This window comes from uncultured Ruegeria sp., from assembly GCF_947497005.1.
Lineage (GTDB): Bacteria > Pseudomonadota > Alphaproteobacteria > Rhodobacterales > Rhodobacteraceae > Ruegeria.
The window spans coordinates 24,758-44,371 of the sequence record NZ_CANMFF010000029.1; the positions used below are offsets into that span (position 1 = coordinate 24,758).

At 54.4% G+C, this 19,614-nt stretch carries 21 protein-coding genes and 1 pseudogene; 13 read left to right on the forward strand and 9 right to left on the reverse strand.

From position 1 onward, the window contains the following. Positions 1 to 13: 13 nt before the first annotated feature. From vgrG to Q0816_RS24010, 8 genes are all read right to left on the reverse strand, one after another. Positions 14 to 1,798 (reverse strand): type VI secretion system tip protein VgrG, encoded by a 1,785-nt coding sequence (vgrG, locus tag Q0816_RS23975; RefSeq protein ID WP_298855441.1) that lies wholly within the window; start codon positions 1,796 to 1,798, stop codon positions 14 to 16. Continuing rightward, positions 1,798 to 2,448, reverse strand: coding sequence for a hypothetical protein (locus Q0816_RS23980; protein ID WP_298855443.1), 651 nt, complete (start codon positions 2,446 to 2,448; stop codon positions 1,798 to 1,800). The genes vgrG and Q0816_RS23980 overlap by 1 nt, the downstream gene beginning before the upstream one ends. A 6-nt stretch (positions 2,449 to 2,454) precedes the next feature. Next, entirely contained in the window at positions 2,455 to 2,613 is a 159-nt protein-coding gene (locus Q0816_RS23985) for a DUF5908 family protein (RefSeq protein ID WP_298855445.1), read from the reverse strand. 27 nt (positions 2,614 to 2,640) lie between these two features. Continuing rightward, entirely contained in the window at positions 2,641 to 3,129 is a 489-nt protein-coding gene (locus Q0816_RS23990) for a phage tail protein (RefSeq protein WP_298855448.1), read from the reverse strand. Positions 3,130 to 3,138: 9 nt separating this feature from the next. After that, entirely contained in the window at positions 3,139 to 3,594 is a 456-nt protein-coding gene (locus Q0816_RS23995; protein WP_298855450.1) for a phage tail protein, read from the reverse strand. A 26-nt stretch (positions 3,595 to 3,620) separates the two neighbouring features. Then, positions 3,621 to 5,138, reverse strand: coding sequence for a phage tail sheath C-terminal domain-containing protein (locus Q0816_RS24000; RefSeq protein WP_298855452.1), 1,518 nt, complete (start codon positions 5,136 to 5,138; stop codon positions 3,621 to 3,623). A 47-nt stretch (positions 5,139 to 5,185) separates the two neighbouring features. Next, on the reverse strand, positions 5,186 to 5,899 hold the full coding sequence (locus Q0816_RS24005) for a hypothetical protein (protein WP_298855454.1): 714 nt from the start codon (positions 5,897 to 5,899) through the stop codon (positions 5,186 to 5,188). Between the two features lie 464 nt (positions 5,900 to 6,363). Then, on the reverse strand, positions 6,364 to 6,807 hold the full coding sequence (locus tag Q0816_RS24010) for a hypothetical protein (protein WP_367180593.1): 444 nt from the start codon (positions 6,805 to 6,807) through the stop codon (positions 6,364 to 6,366). A 460-nt stretch (positions 6,808 to 7,267) separates the two neighbouring features. Between Q0816_RS24010 and Q0816_RS24015 the strand changes: the two are divergent. The 9 genes and pseudogenes from Q0816_RS24015 to Q0816_RS24055 form a co-directional block, all read left to right on the forward strand. Further along, positions 7,268 to 7,369, forward strand: a pseudogene (locus Q0816_RS24015) (IS6 family transposase); the annotation flags it as partial. A gap of 211 nt (positions 7,370 to 7,580) precedes the next feature. Beyond that, positions 7,581 to 8,441, forward strand: coding sequence for a DeoR/GlpR family DNA-binding transcription regulator (locus tag Q0816_RS24020; RefSeq protein ID WP_298855457.1), 861 nt, complete (start codon positions 7,581 to 7,583; stop codon positions 8,439 to 8,441). Between the two features lie 51 nt (positions 8,442 to 8,492). Next, the gene (locus tag Q0816_RS24025; RefSeq protein ID WP_298855459.1) at positions 8,493 to 10,151 is read left to right on the forward strand and encodes an ABC transporter substrate-binding protein; all 1,659 of its coding nucleotides are present in this window, start codon (positions 8,493 to 8,495) and stop codon (positions 10,149 to 10,151) included. A gap of 39 nt (positions 10,152 to 10,190) precedes the next feature. After that, positions 10,191 to 10,499 (forward strand): hypothetical protein, encoded by a 309-nt coding sequence (locus Q0816_RS24030; RefSeq protein WP_298855460.1) that lies wholly within the window; start codon positions 10,191 to 10,193, stop codon positions 10,497 to 10,499. Between the two features lie 71 nt (positions 10,500 to 10,570). Next, entirely contained in the window at positions 10,571 to 11,062 is a 492-nt protein-coding gene (locus tag Q0816_RS24035; protein ID WP_298855462.1) for an ABC transporter permease, read from the forward strand. 75 nt (positions 11,063 to 11,137) lie between these two features. Beyond that, positions 11,138 to 11,566, forward strand: a complete 429-nt coding sequence (locus tag Q0816_RS24040) for an ABC transporter permease subunit (protein ID WP_298855464.1) — start codon at positions 11,138 to 11,140, stop codon at positions 11,564 to 11,566. 5 nt (positions 11,567 to 11,571) lie between these two features. Continuing rightward, positions 11,572 to 12,714, forward strand: a complete 1,143-nt coding sequence (locus tag Q0816_RS24045) for an ABC transporter permease (protein WP_298855466.1) — start codon at positions 11,572 to 11,574, stop codon at positions 12,712 to 12,714. Further along, the gene (locus Q0816_RS24050; RefSeq protein WP_298855468.1) at positions 12,711 to 13,706 is read left to right on the forward strand and encodes an ABC transporter ATP-binding protein; all 996 of its coding nucleotides are present in this window, start codon (positions 12,711 to 12,713) and stop codon (positions 13,704 to 13,706) included. The genes Q0816_RS24045 and Q0816_RS24050 overlap by 4 nt, the downstream gene beginning before the upstream one ends. Beyond that, a complete protein-coding gene (locus Q0816_RS24055; protein ID WP_298855470.1) occupies positions 13,703 to 14,701 on the forward strand; it encodes an ABC transporter ATP-binding protein in 999 nt (332 codons plus the stop codon). The genes Q0816_RS24050 and Q0816_RS24055 overlap by 4 nt, the downstream gene beginning before the upstream one ends. A 602-nt stretch (positions 14,702 to 15,303) precedes the next feature. Here Q0816_RS24055 and Q0816_RS24060 read toward each other — a convergent pair. Further along, positions 15,304 to 15,582: a sulfatase-like hydrolase/transferase gene (locus Q0816_RS24060; RefSeq protein WP_367180592.1), complete on the reverse strand. Its 279-nt coding sequence runs from the start codon at positions 15,580 to 15,582 to the stop codon at positions 15,304 to 15,306. A 342-nt stretch (positions 15,583 to 15,924) separates the two neighbouring features. Between Q0816_RS24060 and Q0816_RS24065 the strand changes: the two genes are divergently transcribed. From Q0816_RS24065 to Q0816_RS24080, 4 genes are read left to right on the forward strand one after another with little or no spacing between them, the layout of a single operon-like run. Further along, positions 15,925 to 16,287 carry a hypothetical protein gene (locus Q0816_RS24065; RefSeq protein WP_298855474.1) on the forward strand — a complete coding sequence of 121 codons (363 nt, stop codon included), beginning with the start codon at positions 15,925 to 15,927 and terminating at the stop codon, positions 16,285 to 16,287. Then, positions 16,281 to 17,078, forward strand: coding sequence for an inositol monophosphatase family protein (locus tag Q0816_RS24070; protein ID WP_298855476.1), 798 nt, complete (start codon positions 16,281 to 16,283; stop codon positions 17,076 to 17,078). The genes Q0816_RS24065 and Q0816_RS24070 overlap by 7 nt, the downstream gene beginning before the upstream one ends. A 4-nt stretch (positions 17,079 to 17,082) precedes the next feature. Beyond that, entirely contained in the window at positions 17,083 to 18,783 is a 1,701-nt protein-coding gene (locus tag Q0816_RS24075) for a Na/Pi cotransporter family protein (RefSeq protein ID WP_298855478.1), read from the forward strand. Beyond that, positions 18,783 to 19,529: an N-formylglutamate amidohydrolase gene (locus Q0816_RS24080; RefSeq protein ID WP_298855479.1), complete on the forward strand. Its 747-nt coding sequence runs from the start codon at positions 18,783 to 18,785 to the stop codon at positions 19,527 to 19,529. Before Q0816_RS24075 ends, Q0816_RS24080 begins: the two co-directional genes overlap by 1 nt. Positions 19,530 to 19,614 lie beyond the last annotated feature (85 nt).

Below are 19,614 nucleotides of genomic sequence, written 5' to 3' on the forward strand. Positions count from 1 at the left end.
TCCCCTCTCCTTGTCAGTTGATGCTCACCATTATCCCCGAAATCGTAACCTCGCCTGTCGCCTCGAAACTTGCCGACAAGTTACCGGTACATGACAGTGCCTCTTGCGCATCGATTGAAACGCCACCACCAGCCACCGACACATCGCTGGGACTGCTGATGCTGATCCCGCTCTGACCCTTTATTGAGATCGAGCCATCTGCAGAGATCTCCATGTCTTTGGGCGTTGAAAGGGTAACGCCGCCCTCAGACATTTCGATCTTGTTGTTGTTGGAATCGACAACGGTGATTGATTTGTCCTCATCGCTGAGGGTGACGATATGTTTGCCCGGTGTTTCGATTGTGAGGATCTTCTTTTCATCCTCGAACCCGATCCTAAGGCCGGAACGGGTGACAATCGACTTTTCTGCGTTGGTTTCCTGCGGCTGAAACGGCAAGGATCGCTGGCTGCTATGCAGCGCGCCCAGAACGACAGGCGCGTTGGGATCGTCATTCAGGAACCCAACCACCACTTCATCGTCAACCTCGGGCAAAAACGAGATACCCATTTTGTCTCCGGCATAGGGACTAGTCAGGCGCACCCATATACCCTGATCGGGCGAGGAAAGGGGCAGCTTCACCTTGATCCGCTGACCGTCGTCCGGGTCGTCATAGACCTGAACGACTTTCGCGATCTGCAGGCCGGTCGCACCCGGCGTCAAAGCCGCCGCCTGTGGTTCGTCGACGTCGCGGTGCAGGTCAGCAAACCAGCGCCGATCCAGCCCAAGTGTGGCTTCGGTCTGCCATTCACCCTCGGACATGTAGTGATGAATCCCCGACACATACGCGTCGCCGCCAAAGCGCTTACCGACGCCCTCCACTTGAAGCAGGTAGCCTGGCATTACGCCCGCATTTCCCGGAAAAGATACTGTCCCGGTTATCCGTGAAAGACGGGATTTCATAAGCTGCGCGTTCGCCCAGGTCTTCAGGGCGCCGGCGTCCATGGGTCGCGATGTTTGCAAACCAAACTCTGCGACTCCCAATTTTTCGGCCAATTCTCTGCCCGTGATATTGCCCTGTTTGTTGACACTCGGTTCACTGGAAATTCCGTGCAGCAACTCCTGTTGTGACGCGTCCCAGCTGGTCGAAGAAACTTGCGAAAGCTGGCTGACCGCACGCAGTTCGATATCCATCTGTGCCAGCGTTTCCCCGAAGGCTACCTCGTATCTGGGAGCAACGAACTTGGGTGGCCCGACCGAGACTTTGCCATCCTCCACGATAACGACATGGCCGTGCGCCTCGGCCGTGGACAACAGAAAATCCCAGGCACTGCTTTGGGACTGCACTATATGACCCATTTGACCGGATATTTCAGACACATTCGCCTGCAGATCGGAGTCGGCGATGAGTTTTTTCATCGCATCGCTATAGGTCATTTCATGAAAGGTCTGGCTGACCCGAGCGATGGTCAGACGGATCGCCTTGTCTGAACATCCCACAGTCAGCACACTTCGACCGTCATGGCCCACGCGCAGGCCTTGCCGAATAATGACGCCCTTGAATACAGATTTGTCCCGGCTTTGATATCCCATCAGAATTTCGATTTCGGCACCCGGTACGAAAGTGGCTGAATCGCTCACCTTGAAATCCTGCGTCGAGGGATCACCGTCCGCGATCACAATCTCTGCAGAAGGGATCCGATTGATATGCCGGGTCACCGATATCGAAGTGATCATGTCGACGGAAGAAACCTCGCTGCCATCAACCATCAGCCTGAAGGTGATCAGATCGGCGCCATCAAAGAGAACGGATTCAGCCATCAGTCCTCCAATGGTGGAAAGGTCAGCCACTTGCCTACGGGCAAATGCATCAGATCATTGAGGTTGTTGGCGCGGGCAACATGCGGGTATAGCGCCGCATTCCTGTATATGTCGTAGCACATTTGCGGCAGAGAACTGTCATCCGTGGCCACCCGCGCATGGGTCAGGTCGGCTGAACGCTTACCTGCCCGCTTAGCAAGATCCGCAGGCGTCTGGTGCTGACGAAAGGTCATCGATAGCTTTGCACGCAACGGCAGGCCAGAAGGGCTGAACAGCAAGTAGGATACGTTCAGACCCGTAAGCATGCAGTCAAAAGCGAATTTGCCCCATATCAGTTTCAGATAGTTCGGGCTGTGCAAATCACCGTTGAATGTATAGGCCGTCTGACGGACTTTGTTCAGTTCGTCATGGACTGAGGTTACACCGGGCACGACCCCTGTTGCATCGATGATCAAGTCAAAGTTAACGGTCTCGGGTGCGCGGCTTTTGAACTGCGCGCGGCTGCCCGCCACGTCGATACCACGATCTGTTGTGAACTCGGTCCTGTGCCCATGTGCGTAGGTCTCTGGATTGATCTGGACCACATACTGCCCGATCTTGGACCGCAACTCGTCGTCGGCAAAGGCGAGGATTTTGAATTTTTCTAACATGCTATCCTATCGTTCGGACTGTCGGCGCAGGGCAGAAGCAACACGCTGCTCCACAAAATCTAACAACTCGCGTTTCAAGGCGTCGACGTCGGTCGATGGGAACTCATCAGCATCGTCCTTTGGCACCCGCGCACGCAGCACAAGCTCTCTGATTTCGACCGTCATTGTTGCTCCCTCCAGCCAGAGGACCAGTCAGGGCTTTAGAAACCCGGTTGCAGCTTTGGTCCTGATCAGTTTGCGCCTCACCTGCGCGTAAGCCAGATCGATGGTCTCAATCGCAACGCTGTTTTCACGCGCATTGAACTGGGCCACCTGCCACCCGACCGGCCAGGCCCGATCCAGCGACCACGCCAGCATTGGCTGTTGGGTCTGATCGAGCAACGAGACAATCACGGTCTTTGTCACAATTGGATTCGACATTCCGCCTTCAAGCGTATCCTTGCACCATTTCACCAACGCGGAACTCGCCACCATCAACCCGCGCTTCAAGGAAATATTGGTGTTCTTCACCGTCTGTGGCAGTTGGTGGACAAACCGGTTTTCCCCACCTTCGCGCACTGCAAACGTATCCATTCGGCTGTTAAGACCCGAAACTTCGGAAAAGCTCGCATCAACCCCACGCGAGTTGCCGCCAATTGAGACCGAAAACGAAAAGGAAACGGGTGGGTAGTAATTGGACATCTAACAAGGTCACTTGTTTGAAATGGTCAGACCCTCATGGGCAATTTCAAGGGACTCGATGGCCGCCTCGTTGCCCTCGGCCTTGAGATCGGTTGGCGATATCTTTGTCGGCCACGCATTGGCCAATTTCCACGTCATCGTTGGTTTGCCGGTTTCATCAAGCAGTTTGATTGTGACGTCGGCACGGGCGATCGTGTTCATCTTGATTTTGCTGTACCAATCGAAAAAGCTGTTATCCTTAACAAATACGCCCTTCTTGAGCGTCACGTTGCCAAATTTAGCAATGCCGGGCATTTTTACCGTACTGAACACTTTGGAATTGCCCGCGCGATACTCGATCACTTGGGTTTCGGTATCCAGTCCGCTGACTTCCTGAAACCCGACCTCGGACCCCAGCGAACTGATATCGACGCTGAAATAGAATTTCGGCAGCGGCCAAACATTGTTTTGCTTATCTCCAGACATGTGCCTGTCTCCTTATCCGGCCGTAACTACGAAGTTTGCATCTTTTGCTCGAACGTCAGGACAATGAACTCGGCCGGGCGAACCACCGCGACTCGAATTTCGACCCTCATATAACCGTTCAGAATGTCCTGCCCGGTCATGGTCGACCCCAGACCGACCTGGACATCAAACGCTTCGGTTGCGCTGGACCCCGCAAGTGCACCCGCTTTCCACTGGTTGGTCAGGAAATTCTCGATCATCGAAGAAACGGTGACCCAGGTCGAAGCATCATTTGGAGAGAAAACATATGCCTCACAGGCGATCTTGATCGATTGTTCGAGCATTATGAGCGTGCGCCGTACATTGACATAGCGCCAGTCGAGTGAGTTGGCGTCCAACGTCCGCGCGCCCCAAACCATGATGCCGCGGCCAGGCATGGTGCGAATGGCGTTAACAGCTTTACCATCCAGCGGCGCATTCAGATCCGCCTGGTCGTCATGGCTGATATTGACGGACGGCGAAACAACCGAGTTGACCGACGTATTCGCGGGAGCTTTCCAAACGCCGACCGTGTTGTCGGTTTGCGCAATTACTCCGGCAATCGCAGGGCTGGGTGGTAACAAATTCAGCGCGGCCAGCGCTTGATCCATACCGTCCTTGTAAACCGCGCTTACCGCCATCAAGGCCTGATTTTTTGCCTTAACATCTGCTGCGGCGACCTTGCCCTGAACATCTTTGATCAGCTGTGCGGTTGCAGGCGGAATCTTACCTTTCTGGTTAGGTCCGGCCTGCGCGTCTGCAAGCGCTTGCTGTTCCGCCTCGACAGATTTCATCAGGTCGCCAAGCACCGTCTTCTTGTCAAGATTGGCAAAGGTCACCTGCGTTGAATCGATCACAGAGGTATTCAGGAACGGGTAATAGGCTGCCCCATAATCCAGAAAGTTTGAGCCGACATCCGTTCGAAAATTCGAGATCGGATCGTCTTTTTCCACTGCGCCACGGGGCTTGTCGCCATTGACAATATCCAGGATCGACACGCGACTTTGCAGTTTATTGCACTGCGCAAGCGACGCGGTTGCAATTTTTTCCCAATCGGTGCTGCCTCCGCTCAGCATCACGGCCTCGGGGCAAACGATCATCGTGGGCTCGGGCTGCAATTCGAGCGCATTGAGCCCGGCCAGCAAATCAGCAGATGTCTGTGTTGTCGGCTGGTCCTTGCTGTCCGAGAAGGGACCGACCGAAACGATATAGCAGGGCCCACCGCCGTTGGCATAAAACAGTTTCAGGGACTGGAACATCAAGAACGGGCTGGCCGCCACCATCTTGCTCTTGTCGTTTTTGTCCTGCGTTACCAGCAAGTCGGGGCCCCCACCGAACAACGCCTTATAGTCGACCATCGACTCGATCCGGGTGGGCAAATTCGTTAAATCTGTATTTCCGGAATTCGCCTTCTGGGTATATCCGATGAACGCTGGGATCGCGGTCGGTACTTCTACGACCGCGTTGCCGAACGCATCGATTTCCTTAATGTAAACGCCCGGTGTTTGATATTGCGTTGCCATCATGAATTCTCCAAAATTGGGAAAAATTACCCGGATACCCGGCTAGGCCGTTACTCGTTTTCGGCCAGTTTGGTTGCAATATCTGCAAGCGCCTTTTTGTAGGTTGCCCAAGCTGCCGTTTTAGTTGCTTCCGCGGTTTCTGTATCGACGACCAGTTGCGCGTCGGCTGTTTTTTCTGCGTCAGCCTGAGATGCCTCGGCCTGTTTCTGCTGCGCCAAAGCGTCTGCATTTGCCGATTTCGCCGATGCAAGCGCAGACGCCGTCGTTGCAGCATCCGATACCGCGCTCTGGTAGTCATTCGTCGCCGCATCAAGATCAAACTGTGCTTGGGCAAGTGCCTTTTGCGCCTTGCTCAGTGCTGTGTTTGCTTCTGTCACGGCCTGTTCTTGCGCCAGTTGTGCTTTGTACAGGCCGTCCAGCGCCCCCTGCGCCGTACTATTGTCGGCTTCAGCTTTCGTCAGCGTATGCCCGGCCTGAGTCACCAGCGGAGCAGTCTCCAGCGTAGCGGCTGCAGCTGCTGCCTTGGTGGCCTGCGCCTTGAGCTGAGCCTGCACCATATCGACCGCATATTGCTGTTCGGCTTCAACCCAGATCAATTTGGCGGCGGCGGCCTGTGCGTCCAGTTGATCCTTGAACGCCTCCTTTGCAGCGGCCCGAGATTCCTCGATCGCATTTTCAACGGGATCGCCGGTTGGTGGCTTTTTTTTGCCGCCCAATCCGGATGCCCCCGCAGGTGTTTTTTCTGAGGTCGGCGCCTGAGCCATAACAAAACTCCTTTGGTGCCGCGATGGACACCGCAGCAAAAAAACCACATGAAACCAAGTGGTTGCTAAATTTTCAATATATGAGAGTTGTCTGGTTTCTGAAGAACCCGACCGCCCTTGGGATCGTACTGAACTATGGGCCAACGCTGCCATAAGACTGAAAAAAAAGCGAGCCTGAAAATTTGGTCCACATCCTGAACCGCGCACCGTTCAACGGAAACATCGCCCGCCAAGGCTTCAGATTCAAAGGGAAAAACGCGCGCCGCTCCTTCTGAATTCACAACCTGAATCTGCGGTGTAAGACCGGTAAAGTTGTTCGCTTCCGGTCGCCATCCCGACGGTCAAATAGCTGCCACCAGTCGCTACAATCGCCTCTCGATTCGCACATTGTGGAAAGCGATTGGTATTTTCGGGCAGTAACGCTTCGCACGAGACGACCGTGAATAGCGCTTTTTGAGTTTACCTTATGTGCCAAGTTCCTTGTTCAGATTGAAAGGATAGAGCGTTGAAATCCAGATGCGGGTGATGGCCTTCAGCACGTCGGCTTTGTCTGCCTTTTGCGTTGAGCCAAAGGTTTGGATAAGCACACCGGCATCCATTCGGTTGAGTGCGCGTGCCACCGAAAGGGGATCAAATTCTGGCGGTATGCCTTTGGTTTGATCTTGTTCAATGCGAGTTGAAACAACTTCATCAAATGAGCAAGGGAAGATTTCCCAGACATGTTCCTGCCATGCATCGCTCGCCGCCGCATCTGAGACGGTCTTAAGAATGGCGCCCCCTTCAAAGCGACCATCGACTAAGGCGCTCAGGCTTTCCTGAAGGCTGGAAATTGGGTCTCCTTCGTTTGAAAGCCATGTCTGCGCGCCTTCGACGACGCCTCCCTTGACCTCGTCTAATAGTGTTTCCATCAACCCGTGAAGATCGTTGAAACAAAGGTAGAATGTAGGTTTGCCGTACTCTGTTCAGGCCATCAAAGTTCCAACCGTCAAGTTTCGAAATGGCTGGCTTGTTAGAAACCTGCTGCCCGCATCAAGAATGGACGACCTGGTCAACGCGGTCTTGCTTGGCGGCATGTACGAACGGCGCGACCAGTATTAGAGCTAAATTTAGCGTTTTCTGACACACCGTCACTGAATCTGACAGTCTGACAGGTGTCCAGCACAAGATCGTTTTGACAAGGTCGAAACACCAGCACCGCATACGGTGGCTGAATTTATATACCTCACGGACTACCGCTCTGTGAGATGCTCGACATAACGAACAATGCCTGTGTCGCGTTTGTCAGATTGGGCAATGCCCCGCCCCAGAGCACGACATTGGCCAGGGCATTGATCGACAAAATGCTGGCTAGACTCCGATGAGATCAGGCTCGCCGCGCATGACCAGATCAACCTGATTTTCCGCCCTCGCGACCCTCAATCCACCGCGCGCTCATACCACCACGCCCGCGCCGACGCGTTTAGCCTTTGGTTCATCATACCGCTGAAATGTCCGCATGATCCAACCATTGCCAATGACGTCCAATCTGACGCCAGAAACTTGGCAGAGACAGAGCGGCCGTGCCGTTTGACGATGACCGAATTTATTGGATAACGCAAAAAAAATGACCAAAAACGGTAATTGTCACAAAAAAATTGCATTTTTTGTGTATTTTTGATCGGAAATATGGTGGAGTTCAAAAATGGATCACGATAGCGATAATATCCCTCATCGGGGCCGCGAACTTCTGGATGTGCTGGCGAGGCTGGGAGGCTCGGCACGCAATACACAGATTGCGCAGGTCATGGACGTATCGGAGGAAACGGTTCGTCGGTTGGTCAAGGCGCTGGCGCGAAACGATATGGTTGAGAGAGTGCATGGCGGCACTTTTCTATCGCGCGCGCAAGATACGCCGATGTTTTCCGGCGCATTAGAGCATAACGCAGAGGAAAAGACACTGATTGCCAAACAGGTCAGTCAGATTGTCGAGGATGGCATGGTTCTGTTTGTGGCCGTGGGCTCGACAATGACCCATGTTGCGGAGCAACTGCGCGAGATGAAGGATTTGACAGTGGTCAGCAATTCGCTGTCGGTCGTCGCTTCGCTGGCCGACAACAATGGTACGCGCGCAATCCTTGCAGGCGGCGAGGTCATTCGATCTGAGCGCGGAAGTTTCGGCCGCGCGGCCGAGCAATTGGCCCGCCAATACAGCTATGATGCTGTAATTTGCGGCGCCGATGCGTTGTCGTTAAGCGGTGGAGTATTGGCATCGAATCCCCTTGAAGCCGAACTGACGCGCGCGTTACGCGAAAATACCAAGCGCATTATTGTCGCGACAGATCACACGAAATTCGGTGCAAGGGCAGCCAATGTGGCTTGCCCGTTTGATCAGATGACCGATTTGGTGACCAATGTTGCCCCGCCCGAAGATTTTGCTCCGGTGCTGAAACGCGCAGGAGTCAAAGTGCATGTCGCTTCGGGGAAAGGGATTGGAAAGAAAAAGAACTCCAGCGGAGCAGCAGTCAACCCGCCGGCTTCACGTAAACACAAGTCAAAAAAGTAACCAAATTTTAGGGAGAAACCATGAAAAAACTTCTGATGTCAGGTGTGGCCTATGTTGCCATCGGGGGCGGCCTGGGCCAATTGCCCTGCCGCGACGGTTGCAGATATGCAAGGCGTATCCGCGGGCGCCTTTCCGCAACAATTTAATCTCGGCGAATTCCAAGCGGCCGCGAACTGCACGCTTACCATTGCCGAGAATCCGGCAATTGGCGATCTGAATGGAATGATCCGCGGCAACGACGCACTTCCTGCGGTTTCGGATCGTCTGCCGACTGAGCCGCTGGTGGTCGTGCCATACGATACCATAGGTCAATATGGCGGTGTTCTGGACGCGCTGTCCAATGCCACCGAAAGCGGCACGTCCGACTTCCTGTCTGTACGCCACGTGAATTTGTTCCGGTATTCCGATGATCTACAGACCCTTGTGCCCAACGTTGCAAAGTCATGGGATTGGAATGATGATTTCACCGAACTGACCGTGAACTTGCGGGCAGGTCATAAGTGGTCTGATGGAGCGCCGTTCACGTCGGCAGACGTAGTGTTCTGGTACGACAATCTGATGATGGACACCAACGTCATCGCAGAAGCCAAAGATTACGCACTGGCTGGCGGTGAGCCGATGAAGGTCGAGGCCGTCGACGAAACCACGGTCCGCTTTACGCTTGCTGCACCAAAGCCGGGCCTGACTGAAACATTCTCGTTCACCTATGTGCAACCTTATCAGCCTAAGCATTTCTTCAAGAAGTTTCACCCTGCGCTGGACGAAAATGCCGATGCAAATGCGCAAGCTCTGGGCTTTGAGAACGGCTATGAGCTGATCAAGGCTCATTATGGCAACTCGGACTGGATGGACACGCCTTCGCCAATGCTGACGGCGGGAGACAAGCTGGCGAACCTGCTCAAGGACACCATGCCGACGCTTGAAAGTCATATCCTGGTAAAAGAAAGCACCGAAGGTCGTCACTACGTCGCGAACCCTTATTTCTTCCAGGTCGATACGGCGGGTAATCAGCTACCCTATATCTCGGAAATGGATGAAACCTATGTCCCGGATGAAGAGGTCCGCAACCTCAAGCTGCTCAATGGTGAGGTGGACTATAAGTCCCAAGGCGTGAACCTGACCTCTGCGCCAGTGCTTCTGGAAGGCCAGGAAAGCGGGAATTATACGCTAGAAGTGAAACCTGCGATCAGCTATCCGGCGCTGACATTCAACGTGACTGCGGAAGATGAAGGCAAGCGGGCGATCTTCAATGATATTCGTTTCAGAACCGCAATGTCCGTTGCGATGGACCGCGATCAGTTGAACGAGGTGACGGCGTTCGGGCTGGGCACGCCGACGCAATATATCGGCTTCTCGCCACGTCCGGACTTCATCGACGAGAAATGGTCGAACTACGAAATCACCTTTGACCAGGACCGGGCGAACGCGCTGCTGGATGAAGTCGGTCTTGTCGATCAGAACGGAGATGGCTTCCGCGAGCTTCCTAACGGTGAGCCCTTTGTGCTGGACTGGCAATTCTCGACGCAGTCCGCATCGGCACAATTAGTGGAGCTTATTGCGCAGAACTGGAAAGATGTGGGCGTCAACACCGCAATCAAAGAGGTCGCCTCGGACGAGTTCCGCGCAGCTCAAACGGCAAATACCCTGGACATGGGGATGTGGCTTAAGAGCCAGCCTGCCGGGTCGGTCCTTGGCGACGGAGAGATCTGAGTACCGCCGTTTGACGGGTATTTTGACGTACGTACCGGCATGCTCTGGGCAGAATATATCAGCTCGAATGGCGAAAACGGTATCGAGCCCCCTGCCTGGGTTGGCGATCTGAAATCGGCACAGGACGCATATCAAACTAGCGCACCGGGATCGGATGCCTCAATCACAGCAGTTCAGAAAATGGTTGAGATCATGACCGGAGAGCTGCTGTTTTTAGGAACCGTCAACGCCCCGGCACCGATCTACCACTCCAACAATCTGCAGAACTTCACCGAGTTCAAGACGCAGTCCTACGAGTTCTATCGGACCTATCCTTACCGCCCCGCGCAGTGGTGGTTGTCTGAGTGATCCTATCCTCAATCTGAGGCAACGGAATGGGGCGTCAGCGCCCCATTCCAGATGCTAACCGGGAACAACAAATGCTCCAATTCGCTCGCTTTGCCGCCACGCGCGCGGTCATGGCCATTGTCACCCTCGTATTGGTTTCGCTCATCGTGTTTTCGCTGATGGAACTGGTGCCGGGTGATTGCGCCGAACGTTATCTTGCCTACAAAAATACGCAGGGCTCGGCGATCACGCTGGCTGATATCGAGGTTGAACGCGCGCGTCTTGGTCTTGATCGTCCATTCTTGACCCGCTGGCTTAGCGGTGCGATTCGGGGCGACTTTGGCGAAAGTTGTATTCTGCGCGTGAATATTGCGCAGCTGCTTGGTGACAAATTTCGGATTTCATTGTGGATATGCCTTGGGTCCTTGACCTTGGCTTACCTAATTGCGCTGCCGGTCGGGATTATTTCTGCCGCATCCAACAATGCTGTTCTCAACAACTCGCTGCGCCTGGTCAGCTATCTGGGTCTGGCCATGCCCAACTTTCTGCTGGCGCTGATGGTGATGCTGTTTTCCACAATCTAGTTTGGCGAAACACTCACCGGCCTTTTCAGCCCGGAATATCGTGAGGCCCCCTGGTCCTGGGCCAAATTCCTGGATTTGCTGAAACATGCCTGGCTGGCGGTATTTATTCTCGGTTGGTCGGCGACCGCATTCGCGTTGCAGACTGTGCGGGCATTGATGTCAGACGAAATCGGCAAACTTTATGTGACGGCCGCAGCAGCGCGGGGCATCTACGGGCCTCGCTTGTTGTGGCGCTACCCCGCCCGTCATGCTTTGGGGCCTATAGTCAATTCTCTGGGTTTTGACCTGAACCGTATCTTCAACGAACTGCCCATTGTCGCCCTGATCCTGACCCTCACAGAAGCAGGATCGCTGCTGTTGGAGGCTCTGGCACGGTCCAATGACCAGCAACTGGCGGGTGCCATCATCTTTCTGCTGACAGCCGCCATTGTCACGCTGAATTTCGCCACAGACATCCTGCTGGCGGTGATTGACCCACGCGTGCGCAAGAGCATTCTGAGGTAAGCCATATGTCCGTGAAAACACCCCCAAGCTCTGCTGAGCAAAAGGCCAAAGAGGCTTATTTCACCGCCTCTCAACGACAACTGATCTGGGCCAGGTTCAAAAGACAACGCGCGGCTATGATCGCGGCCACAGTGTTTGTGGTGCTGATCCTGTCGGGCCTGTTTGCTCCGTTTTTGTCACCTTATGATCCAACTGTCGCTGGTCGGGATAAGGACTACCTGAACGGCACACCTCAGATACCGAAATTCTGCGACAACAACGGCTGTTCGGTCCGCCCATTTCTGCACACGGTTACACGCGAACGATCGTTGGCGACCAATTTCCGTTGGGTCGAAAAGATCAACGAGGATGAACGTCGCTACATGGAGTTTTTCGTGCGCGGCGACAGCTACAAATTGTTCGGATTTATCCCGGGTGACATCCATCTGTTTGGAATGGATCAGGGATATGTTCATCTCTTCGGAACGGATAGCGCTGGTAAAGATATCTTCTCGCGCACATTGCATGCCGTTTGGACCTCGCTTCAGGTGGGCACGCTAGGCGTAGTGATCTCTTTCGTGCTGGCCCTGATGATTGGCGGGATCGCCGGGTATTACGGTGGCGCCATTGATAGTGTGATTCAGATGATTACCGACGCAGTCAGGACGGTGCCGTCCATTGCACTTTTCATGGCAATTGCTGCTTTCATCCCACCCGAATGGTCCGCTGAGACCCGGTTTTTTGTTATAACCCTGATCTTGGGATTGGTGGGCTGGCCGACACTGGCCCGGCGCGTTCGCACCCATCTGCTGACCGAACGCAATCAGGAATACGTGCTGGCTGCGCAATTGTGCGGGGCACCCGCCGGTCACGTAATCCGGCGACATCTCTTGCCAAGCTTCACCAGCTACATCATCGTCGATCTGGTTATCTCGTTTCCCTACGTGGTCCTCTCAGAAACCGCTCTCAGCTTTATCGGGCTAGGGCTAAAGGATCCGGTGAATTCGTTGGGTGTTATGTTGCAGAACGTCACCAAGGCCGACGTCTTGCTGAATTACCATTGGTATTTCATACCGGTCATTTTCTTCATTGCGCTGGTCATGGCATTCGTCTTTGTCGGCGACGGGCTGCGTGATGCTGCCGATCCCTATTCGGAGACTCGTAAATGAGCCTGATCGACGTCGAAAACCTGACGCTGCAATTCAAGACCGACGAAGGGCTGATAACGGCAGTGGACAACGTGTCCTTTTCGATTGCTCCGGGCGAGGTCATGGGCCTTGTGGGCGAAAGCGGCTCAGGAAAATCCGTGACGGCCAAATCGTTGATGAAGCTTAACCCGGGCAATGCGGTCTATGCGCCGGAAAGCCGTATCACACTTCATCTGGATAACGGGCCGGTGGACGTCATGAGCCTGAAAAGACCACGCGACATGGAAGTCGTACGCGGCGGTTCCGTTTCAATGATCTTCCAGGAACCGATGGCCAGTTTCGCACCCGCGATGACCATCGGCAGCCAGATGGTCGAGCAATTGCTTATCCATACGGATATGTCCAAGAAGCAGGCCCGTGAACTGTCGATCGAGATGCTGGATCGCGTGGGCATTTCCGATGCGTCAACCAGGTTTGGGCAATATGCGTTTGAAATGTCCGGTGGCATGCGTCAGCGGGCGATGATTGCAATGGCCCTGTCGACCAAGCCCAAGCTGCTGATCGCGGATGAGCCCACTACGGCGCTAGATGTGACAATCCAGGCTCAGGTCATTGATTTGATGAAGGATCTGGTGACCGACTTTGGCATGGGGATCATCTTTATTACCCACGACCTTGGGGTCGTCGCCCAAACGGCGGATAAGGTTGCGGTGATGTATCTGGGCAAGATGATTGAACAAGGCCCGGTGCGCGAAGTGATACGCAACCCCTATCACCCCTATACCCAAGGGCTGATTGACGCCCTGCCACAGCTTGACGATCTGGACAAGCCGCTGATGCCGGTGCCGGGAGACATTCCGTCGCCGCTGGAACGGCCAGAGGGCTGTGTCTTTCACACCCGTTGCGGCAAGATCATAGGCGATGTTTGCCGTACGGTCGCCCCCGGCTGGTCTGACACAGGCGAAAACCATCGCACGGCTTGCCATCTCTGCCACGAGGGACAATCTGCATGAGCACTGAAAATCTGATCGAAACCAAGGACCTGTCGGTTGGATTTCCTGTTGGCGGGAAGATCTTCAACAAGAGTGTTCTCAAAGCCGTAAACGACGTCTCGCTGTCGATCCCGCGGGGCTCGTTTTTCGGGGTGGTCGGTGAGAGCGGCTCGGGCAAAACCACGTTCGGGCGCGCCCTTTTGAACGCTGCTCCGATTACTGGTGGATCCGCTCACTATGAAGACGGAGACGTCAGCTATGATCTGGGTAAACTGACCGGGTCCGAACTGAAGGAATACCGGCGCCGCGCGCAGCTGATCTTTCAAGATCCATATGCCGCGTTGTCGCCGCGCATGACCGTCCGCGACATCATTGCCGAACCGCTTGAGGTCGTGGGGCTGTGCAACTCGCGCGAGGAGGTTGATGAACGTGTGCGTGAAATCGCCAACTTGTGTCGATTGAACCTGGAACATTTGCGCCGGTTTCCTCACGCCTTTTCCGGTGGGCAACGACAGCGCATTTCCATTGCCCGTGCATTGGTCTCCAAACCCCGGTTTGTGGTGGCCGATGAAAGCGTCGCTGCACTGGATGTGTCGATTCAGGCCGATATCCTGAATCTGTTGAAATCGCTGCAGGACGAGATGGGGCTAACCTATCTGTTCATCAGTCACGACCTGTCAGTAGTGGCCCATACCTGCGACCATGTCGCCGTTATGTATCTGGGTCAGATCATGGAAAGTGCTCCGACGCGTCAGCTGTTCCGATCACCGCGTCATCCGTACACGAAAGCGTTGTTTTCAGCGATCCCCTCGCTGGACCCGGATGATCACGGCAAGGCGCAGAAACTTGAAGGTGAGATTCCGTCACCCACCAATCGCCCCACTGGTTGCCAGTTCCACACCCGCTGCCCCTTTGCTATTGACCTGTGCAAACGCGAAGAACCGCGCATGGAGACTTGTGAAGCGGAGCATTCGGTGACCTGCCATCGTTGGCGCGAATTGCAATTGGCAGATTAATCCCGATGAACCTGCAACGGAACCTCTGACCAGTAAGGGTTTTCGAAAGGTATTGCCAAGTTGTTGATCGGTTTTGATAAAGTTAGGTCAGCCCTGTCGGTACTCCGGATAACATGCCCCGCCTGAGGAGCTTCGGCTACCCTCGAAAGGTCATTCGTTTGCAGTCTGGGCAGACCACCAATGAGCGCAGAGTATGGCTGATGTTGAAAACATGTTTGCGGACTGCCATGTTCTCCAATTCGCCGTCGTTGGAACCGCCAAACAAGAGCGGAGGTTGATACGTCGCTGCTGGCGCAGATAGGTCGGGTAGGCAAACCACGCCTGTCCTTCGTCGGCATAGTTTCAAGAAAATGGTTGATTAGAATGGTCGTGTTACTGTCCTCGGCCGAGCAGTGTGCCAGGTCATTCAGGGTCGACGTCCCGCCATCACGCGCGAACGGTTTGAATACACTGGGGTAAGACGCAATCTGATAGCCGCGAATTCTTAGGTGCGAGCGCTTAGGCAATGACACTTCCAACCGCATTTCGACCATTTCCACAATGCCAACCATGTGGAATCCGTAAGATTTCAGCGTCGGGTCATTTGCGTTGAAGACGCGTGGTTATTGCTGGGTGTCGGTATAACCAAATAGCATCGGCAGATAACCGACCTTGCGCATTTCGCTGGCCATGGTCGGAGTGTCATGACGCAGTGGCGCTCTACTGCGCCCCGATCTGTGGTTCATCGCGTATTGCCCGGATAACAATGATGCGCGCGATGGCCCGCAAGGGTCGGTGACCGAATAAATCCGGGTTAATGTGACGCTGCCGTCCATCAGTACGCGCAAATTGTGCAGGTCTACATAATCTGCCCGGGCTCCGAAAAGGCAATCTTCGCGCATCTGATCGAAGGTTACAAAAAAACGTTCTTATTGCCGCCCATCATGCCGTGCTCCTGTTTGCTGGATCAAATACCCGTATCCGGACTTGCCTGAAATTAGGATGAATCACCTCTGCACTTTCGACAAAGGGGGAGGGTTCCCGCAGAAATCCACAATTTTCTCCTCAAAAACAATAAAAACCAAAGAAAATTGTTGTAGTAGCGCTTTTTTGTGGTTTTATATTGTGATCTGTGATCAAGTTAGAAAATCGATGGTGCATGCAGATGACAATCTGCAAAATCAGGACGACACTGCCAGTCGGCTGAAACACGGTGCACCATTGACCAATCTGGGATGTTTGGAATGGCTTTGGAGTTTTCGCTGCTCACCATGCAAAACCTTACCATGATCAACTCGGACGTGGCTTTGAATTCGGGGAGTATGAATGGGTTCTTTCGCTTGGTTCACCGGCTTGAATGGCATGCTTCAATTCCCACAGTTCATGAATGTTGGCGGATTAAAGCTTCCGCCCCGAAAAAGGCAATTCACCGTGCAGGGCTCATTCGATCATTTGAGGTTCGTTCTGCCCATCCTGCCAAATCGACTGAAGGTCCAAGCTTACTCAGCCGGACTTCAGTAAAAACAAATCTGCAGAAAGCCATTTCAATGTTTCTGTCTATTCCGGGATCAGAGACCTTTGTTGCATCGGATAAATCTAAATGCTGAACGCTAAGAACGAGCCAACCACTGATATATCTGATCTTGTTTTCCATGCGATCAAGATTGCCCATTTGGCCAACAATGCGGCCCAAGAATATTTTCGCGGCGGGCTGGGGATCGAGTTCAAGGCAGATGAAAGCCCCGTCACGCAGGCCGACAAAGGTGTCGAAGCTGAAGTGCGCTCTTATCTGGAGCAGCAATTTCCGAACCATGGCGTTTTTGGCGAGGAGCATGGCTTTGAAGGGCAGGATTGTCGCGAAGTCTGGATCATAGACCCTATAGATGGCACCCGTTCATTTCTCTCAGGGCATCCGCTTTTCGGTTTTCTGCTCGGGCATCTGGTGGATGGCAAGCCGGATATCGGGGTTATCGGCATGCCCGCGCTGAATGAAATCTTTCTGGGCATCCCCGGCCAGGGAGCAACTTTGAATGGAGAAGCGATCACGACCTCGAACCGTACCCGTCTGGATCAATCTATTCTGTTTGTGAATGAGGGGGACAAGATCCACCGGGATTATCCTGCGCTTTTTGACCGCCTTATGCAGTCAGGGCAGACGCGCCGGTTCGCCTATGATTGCTACCCGCATGCCCTTGTAGCCGCCGGGCATGTGGACTCGGTGATCGATTACGATCTGCAGCCCTATGATTTCCTGCCCGTTCTGGCCGTGATAGAAGCCGCTGGCGGGGTGATGACGGATTGGGATGGTAATCCGTTGAACTTGAATTCGGACGGTCGTGTTGTTTCTGCCGCCACGCCGGAATTGCACGCCCAGTTGCTAGACCTTGTGAACGGATAACCGCATGGCAATTGTCAGCTTCCTTATCCAACTGGCCGGGGCAACAATGTTGCTCCTGTTCGCTGTGCGAATGGTGCGCACCGGGATCGAGCGCAGCTACGGCGCATCGTTCCAGCGGGTTATGACCGGACAGCGGACTTTCTTGCAGGCGTCAATGGTCGGTGTCGTCATGGCGGTCATTCTGCAAAGTTCGGCTGCGGTTGCGCTGCTGAGTTCGGGCTTTGCGTCCAGCGGGTTACTAGCCTTTCCTGCGGGCCTTGCGATCGTATTGGGTGGGGATCTGGGATCGGCACTGATTATTCAGATCCTGTCGTTCAATCTGGATTGGCTGGTACCAGTGCTACTGGCCGTGGGCGGATATCTGTTCGTCAAGACCGAGGCAAGGAAGGCGCGGCAGATGGGCCGCATCCTGATGGGTGTGGCCTTTATTCTGATTTCGCTGCGGTTCCTGCGCGAGGCCATGGACCCGATCCGCGACAGTGCCTTTCTGCCAGCGATCGCCGATTATCTGGCACGCGACTATATTACGGCCTTTTTGGTTGGCGGGGCCCTAGCTTTTGTCATGCATTCATCGGTCGCCGCGATCCTGATGTGCGTGACACTGGTACAAATAGGGGCAATTCCCTTTACGGCAGGTCTGTCTCTGGTTCTGGGTGCCAATTTCGGGTCTGCCTTCATTCCAGTCTGGTTGAGCCGTGGAATGGATCTGAAAGCACGGCGCATTCCGTTTGCCAATTTGGCGTTGCGAGGCAGTTGGGCAATCGCGGTTCTATTCGGTGTAAATCTTGCACTCCGTTCGGGATTGGTGGCTACGCCCGAAGGCGGTCAGATGTTGGTAAACGCTCATCTGGCCTTCAACGCATCGCTATTGCTTCTGGCAGTGCCGTTCTGTGGGCGTCTCCAGCCCTTGATGGAGAGGCTGTTGCCCGACCCGAAATCGTCATCGACGCCGACGCAACCGGGACGTCCGATCAGCGCTTTGGACTTGCACGATTTCGGCAGCCCAAGTCAGGCATTGTCCAGCCTCAAACGCGAGTTGTTGCGCATGTGCGACCTGATCGAGACGATGTTCCGGCCCTCGCTGGAACTGTATCGCTCGGGGGACAGGGAACAGATTCAGGCTGTGCGATCCATCGATGATGATGTGAACGCCTGCTTGTCGGGAATTCGCGCTTTTGTTGCAGCTATCCCAACCAAGGAATTCGGTAAGCAGAACGCAAAGACCGCACGCGATCTGATGGAATATGCTATCCGCCTGGAAACCGCGGGCGATGTCGTGGCCAAAAGACTGACCGCATTGGCCGAGGATATGCGCAAGAATGAGGCAGTGTTTTCGAAAGAAGGGTGGGCTGAATTGGTACAGATGCACGAGAGCATTCTGGCCAATTTGAAGTTGGCGACGAACGTCCTGATTTCAGACGATCTGGAAAGTGCGCGTTTGCTGAGCCTTGAAAAGAGTGAAATCAAAAGAGTGGAACGGCAAAGCCGCAAACGTCACCTTCGACGATTGCAACATGGGACGACTGAGAGTTTCGAGACCAGCGATACGCATCTGGAAACCCTGCGGGCTCTGCGAGAGTTCAACAGCCATATCTCAGCGGTTGCCTACCCGATCCTGTACCGTCACGGGCAGTTGCTCGAGACGCGTCTGATCGAGGAGATGCCGGACATGACAGAAGGCGAACCTGATGGGGTTAAAGGGTAATGGCATCAGTGGAAATCTTGAACGAAACCGGGACCGGGCGGGTTGTTTTGCTGTGCGAACATGCCAGCCACCGAATTCCACCAGAATATAACAGTTTGGGTCTGGCCGAAGCTGATCGGCAGAGCCACGCGGCGTGGGATCCTGGTGCCCGTGCATTGACTGTAATGCTGTCTCAGGCCTTGAATTCTCCGGTTATCGCGTCGACTGTGTCGCGGCTGGTTTATGACTGTAACCGCCCACCCGAAGCGGTAAGTGCGATGCCCGGGAAATCAGAGATGATCGAAGTGCCAGGGAATACGGGGCTGACCGCGCGAGACCGGGCCGCTCGCGTCGCGGCAGTGTATGAGCCGTTTTGCAAGGCGGTATCCCGGGTTCTAGATGTGCGCGGCCCGGAAACGGTTGTGGTCACCGTCCATTCCTTCACCCCTGTCTATTTTGATCGGCCACGTGCGGTGGAAGTGGGGCTTTTGCATGATGAGGATAGTCGTTTGGTTGACGCGATGCTCGACCATACCGACCGGCTGCCGCATCGCTGGATTGAACGAAATGAGCCCTATGGCCCGGCTGACGGGGTCACGCATTCGCTGCGGTTGCACGCGCTCAGCCGGGGCCTGGCAAATGTGATGATCGAAGTGCGCAACGATCTGTTGCGTACCGACGTGCAGATCGCCGCGATGGCGGACGAGATACTGGCGCTGCTGCAACCAGCGCTGAACGAAATCGCGATTAAGGAGGATGCATCGTGAGCGGAACTCTCACGTTCGAACATCTGAAGGCTCAGGTATCTGAGGGTTTGTTGGACACTGTATTGGTGTGCATGGTTGATATGCA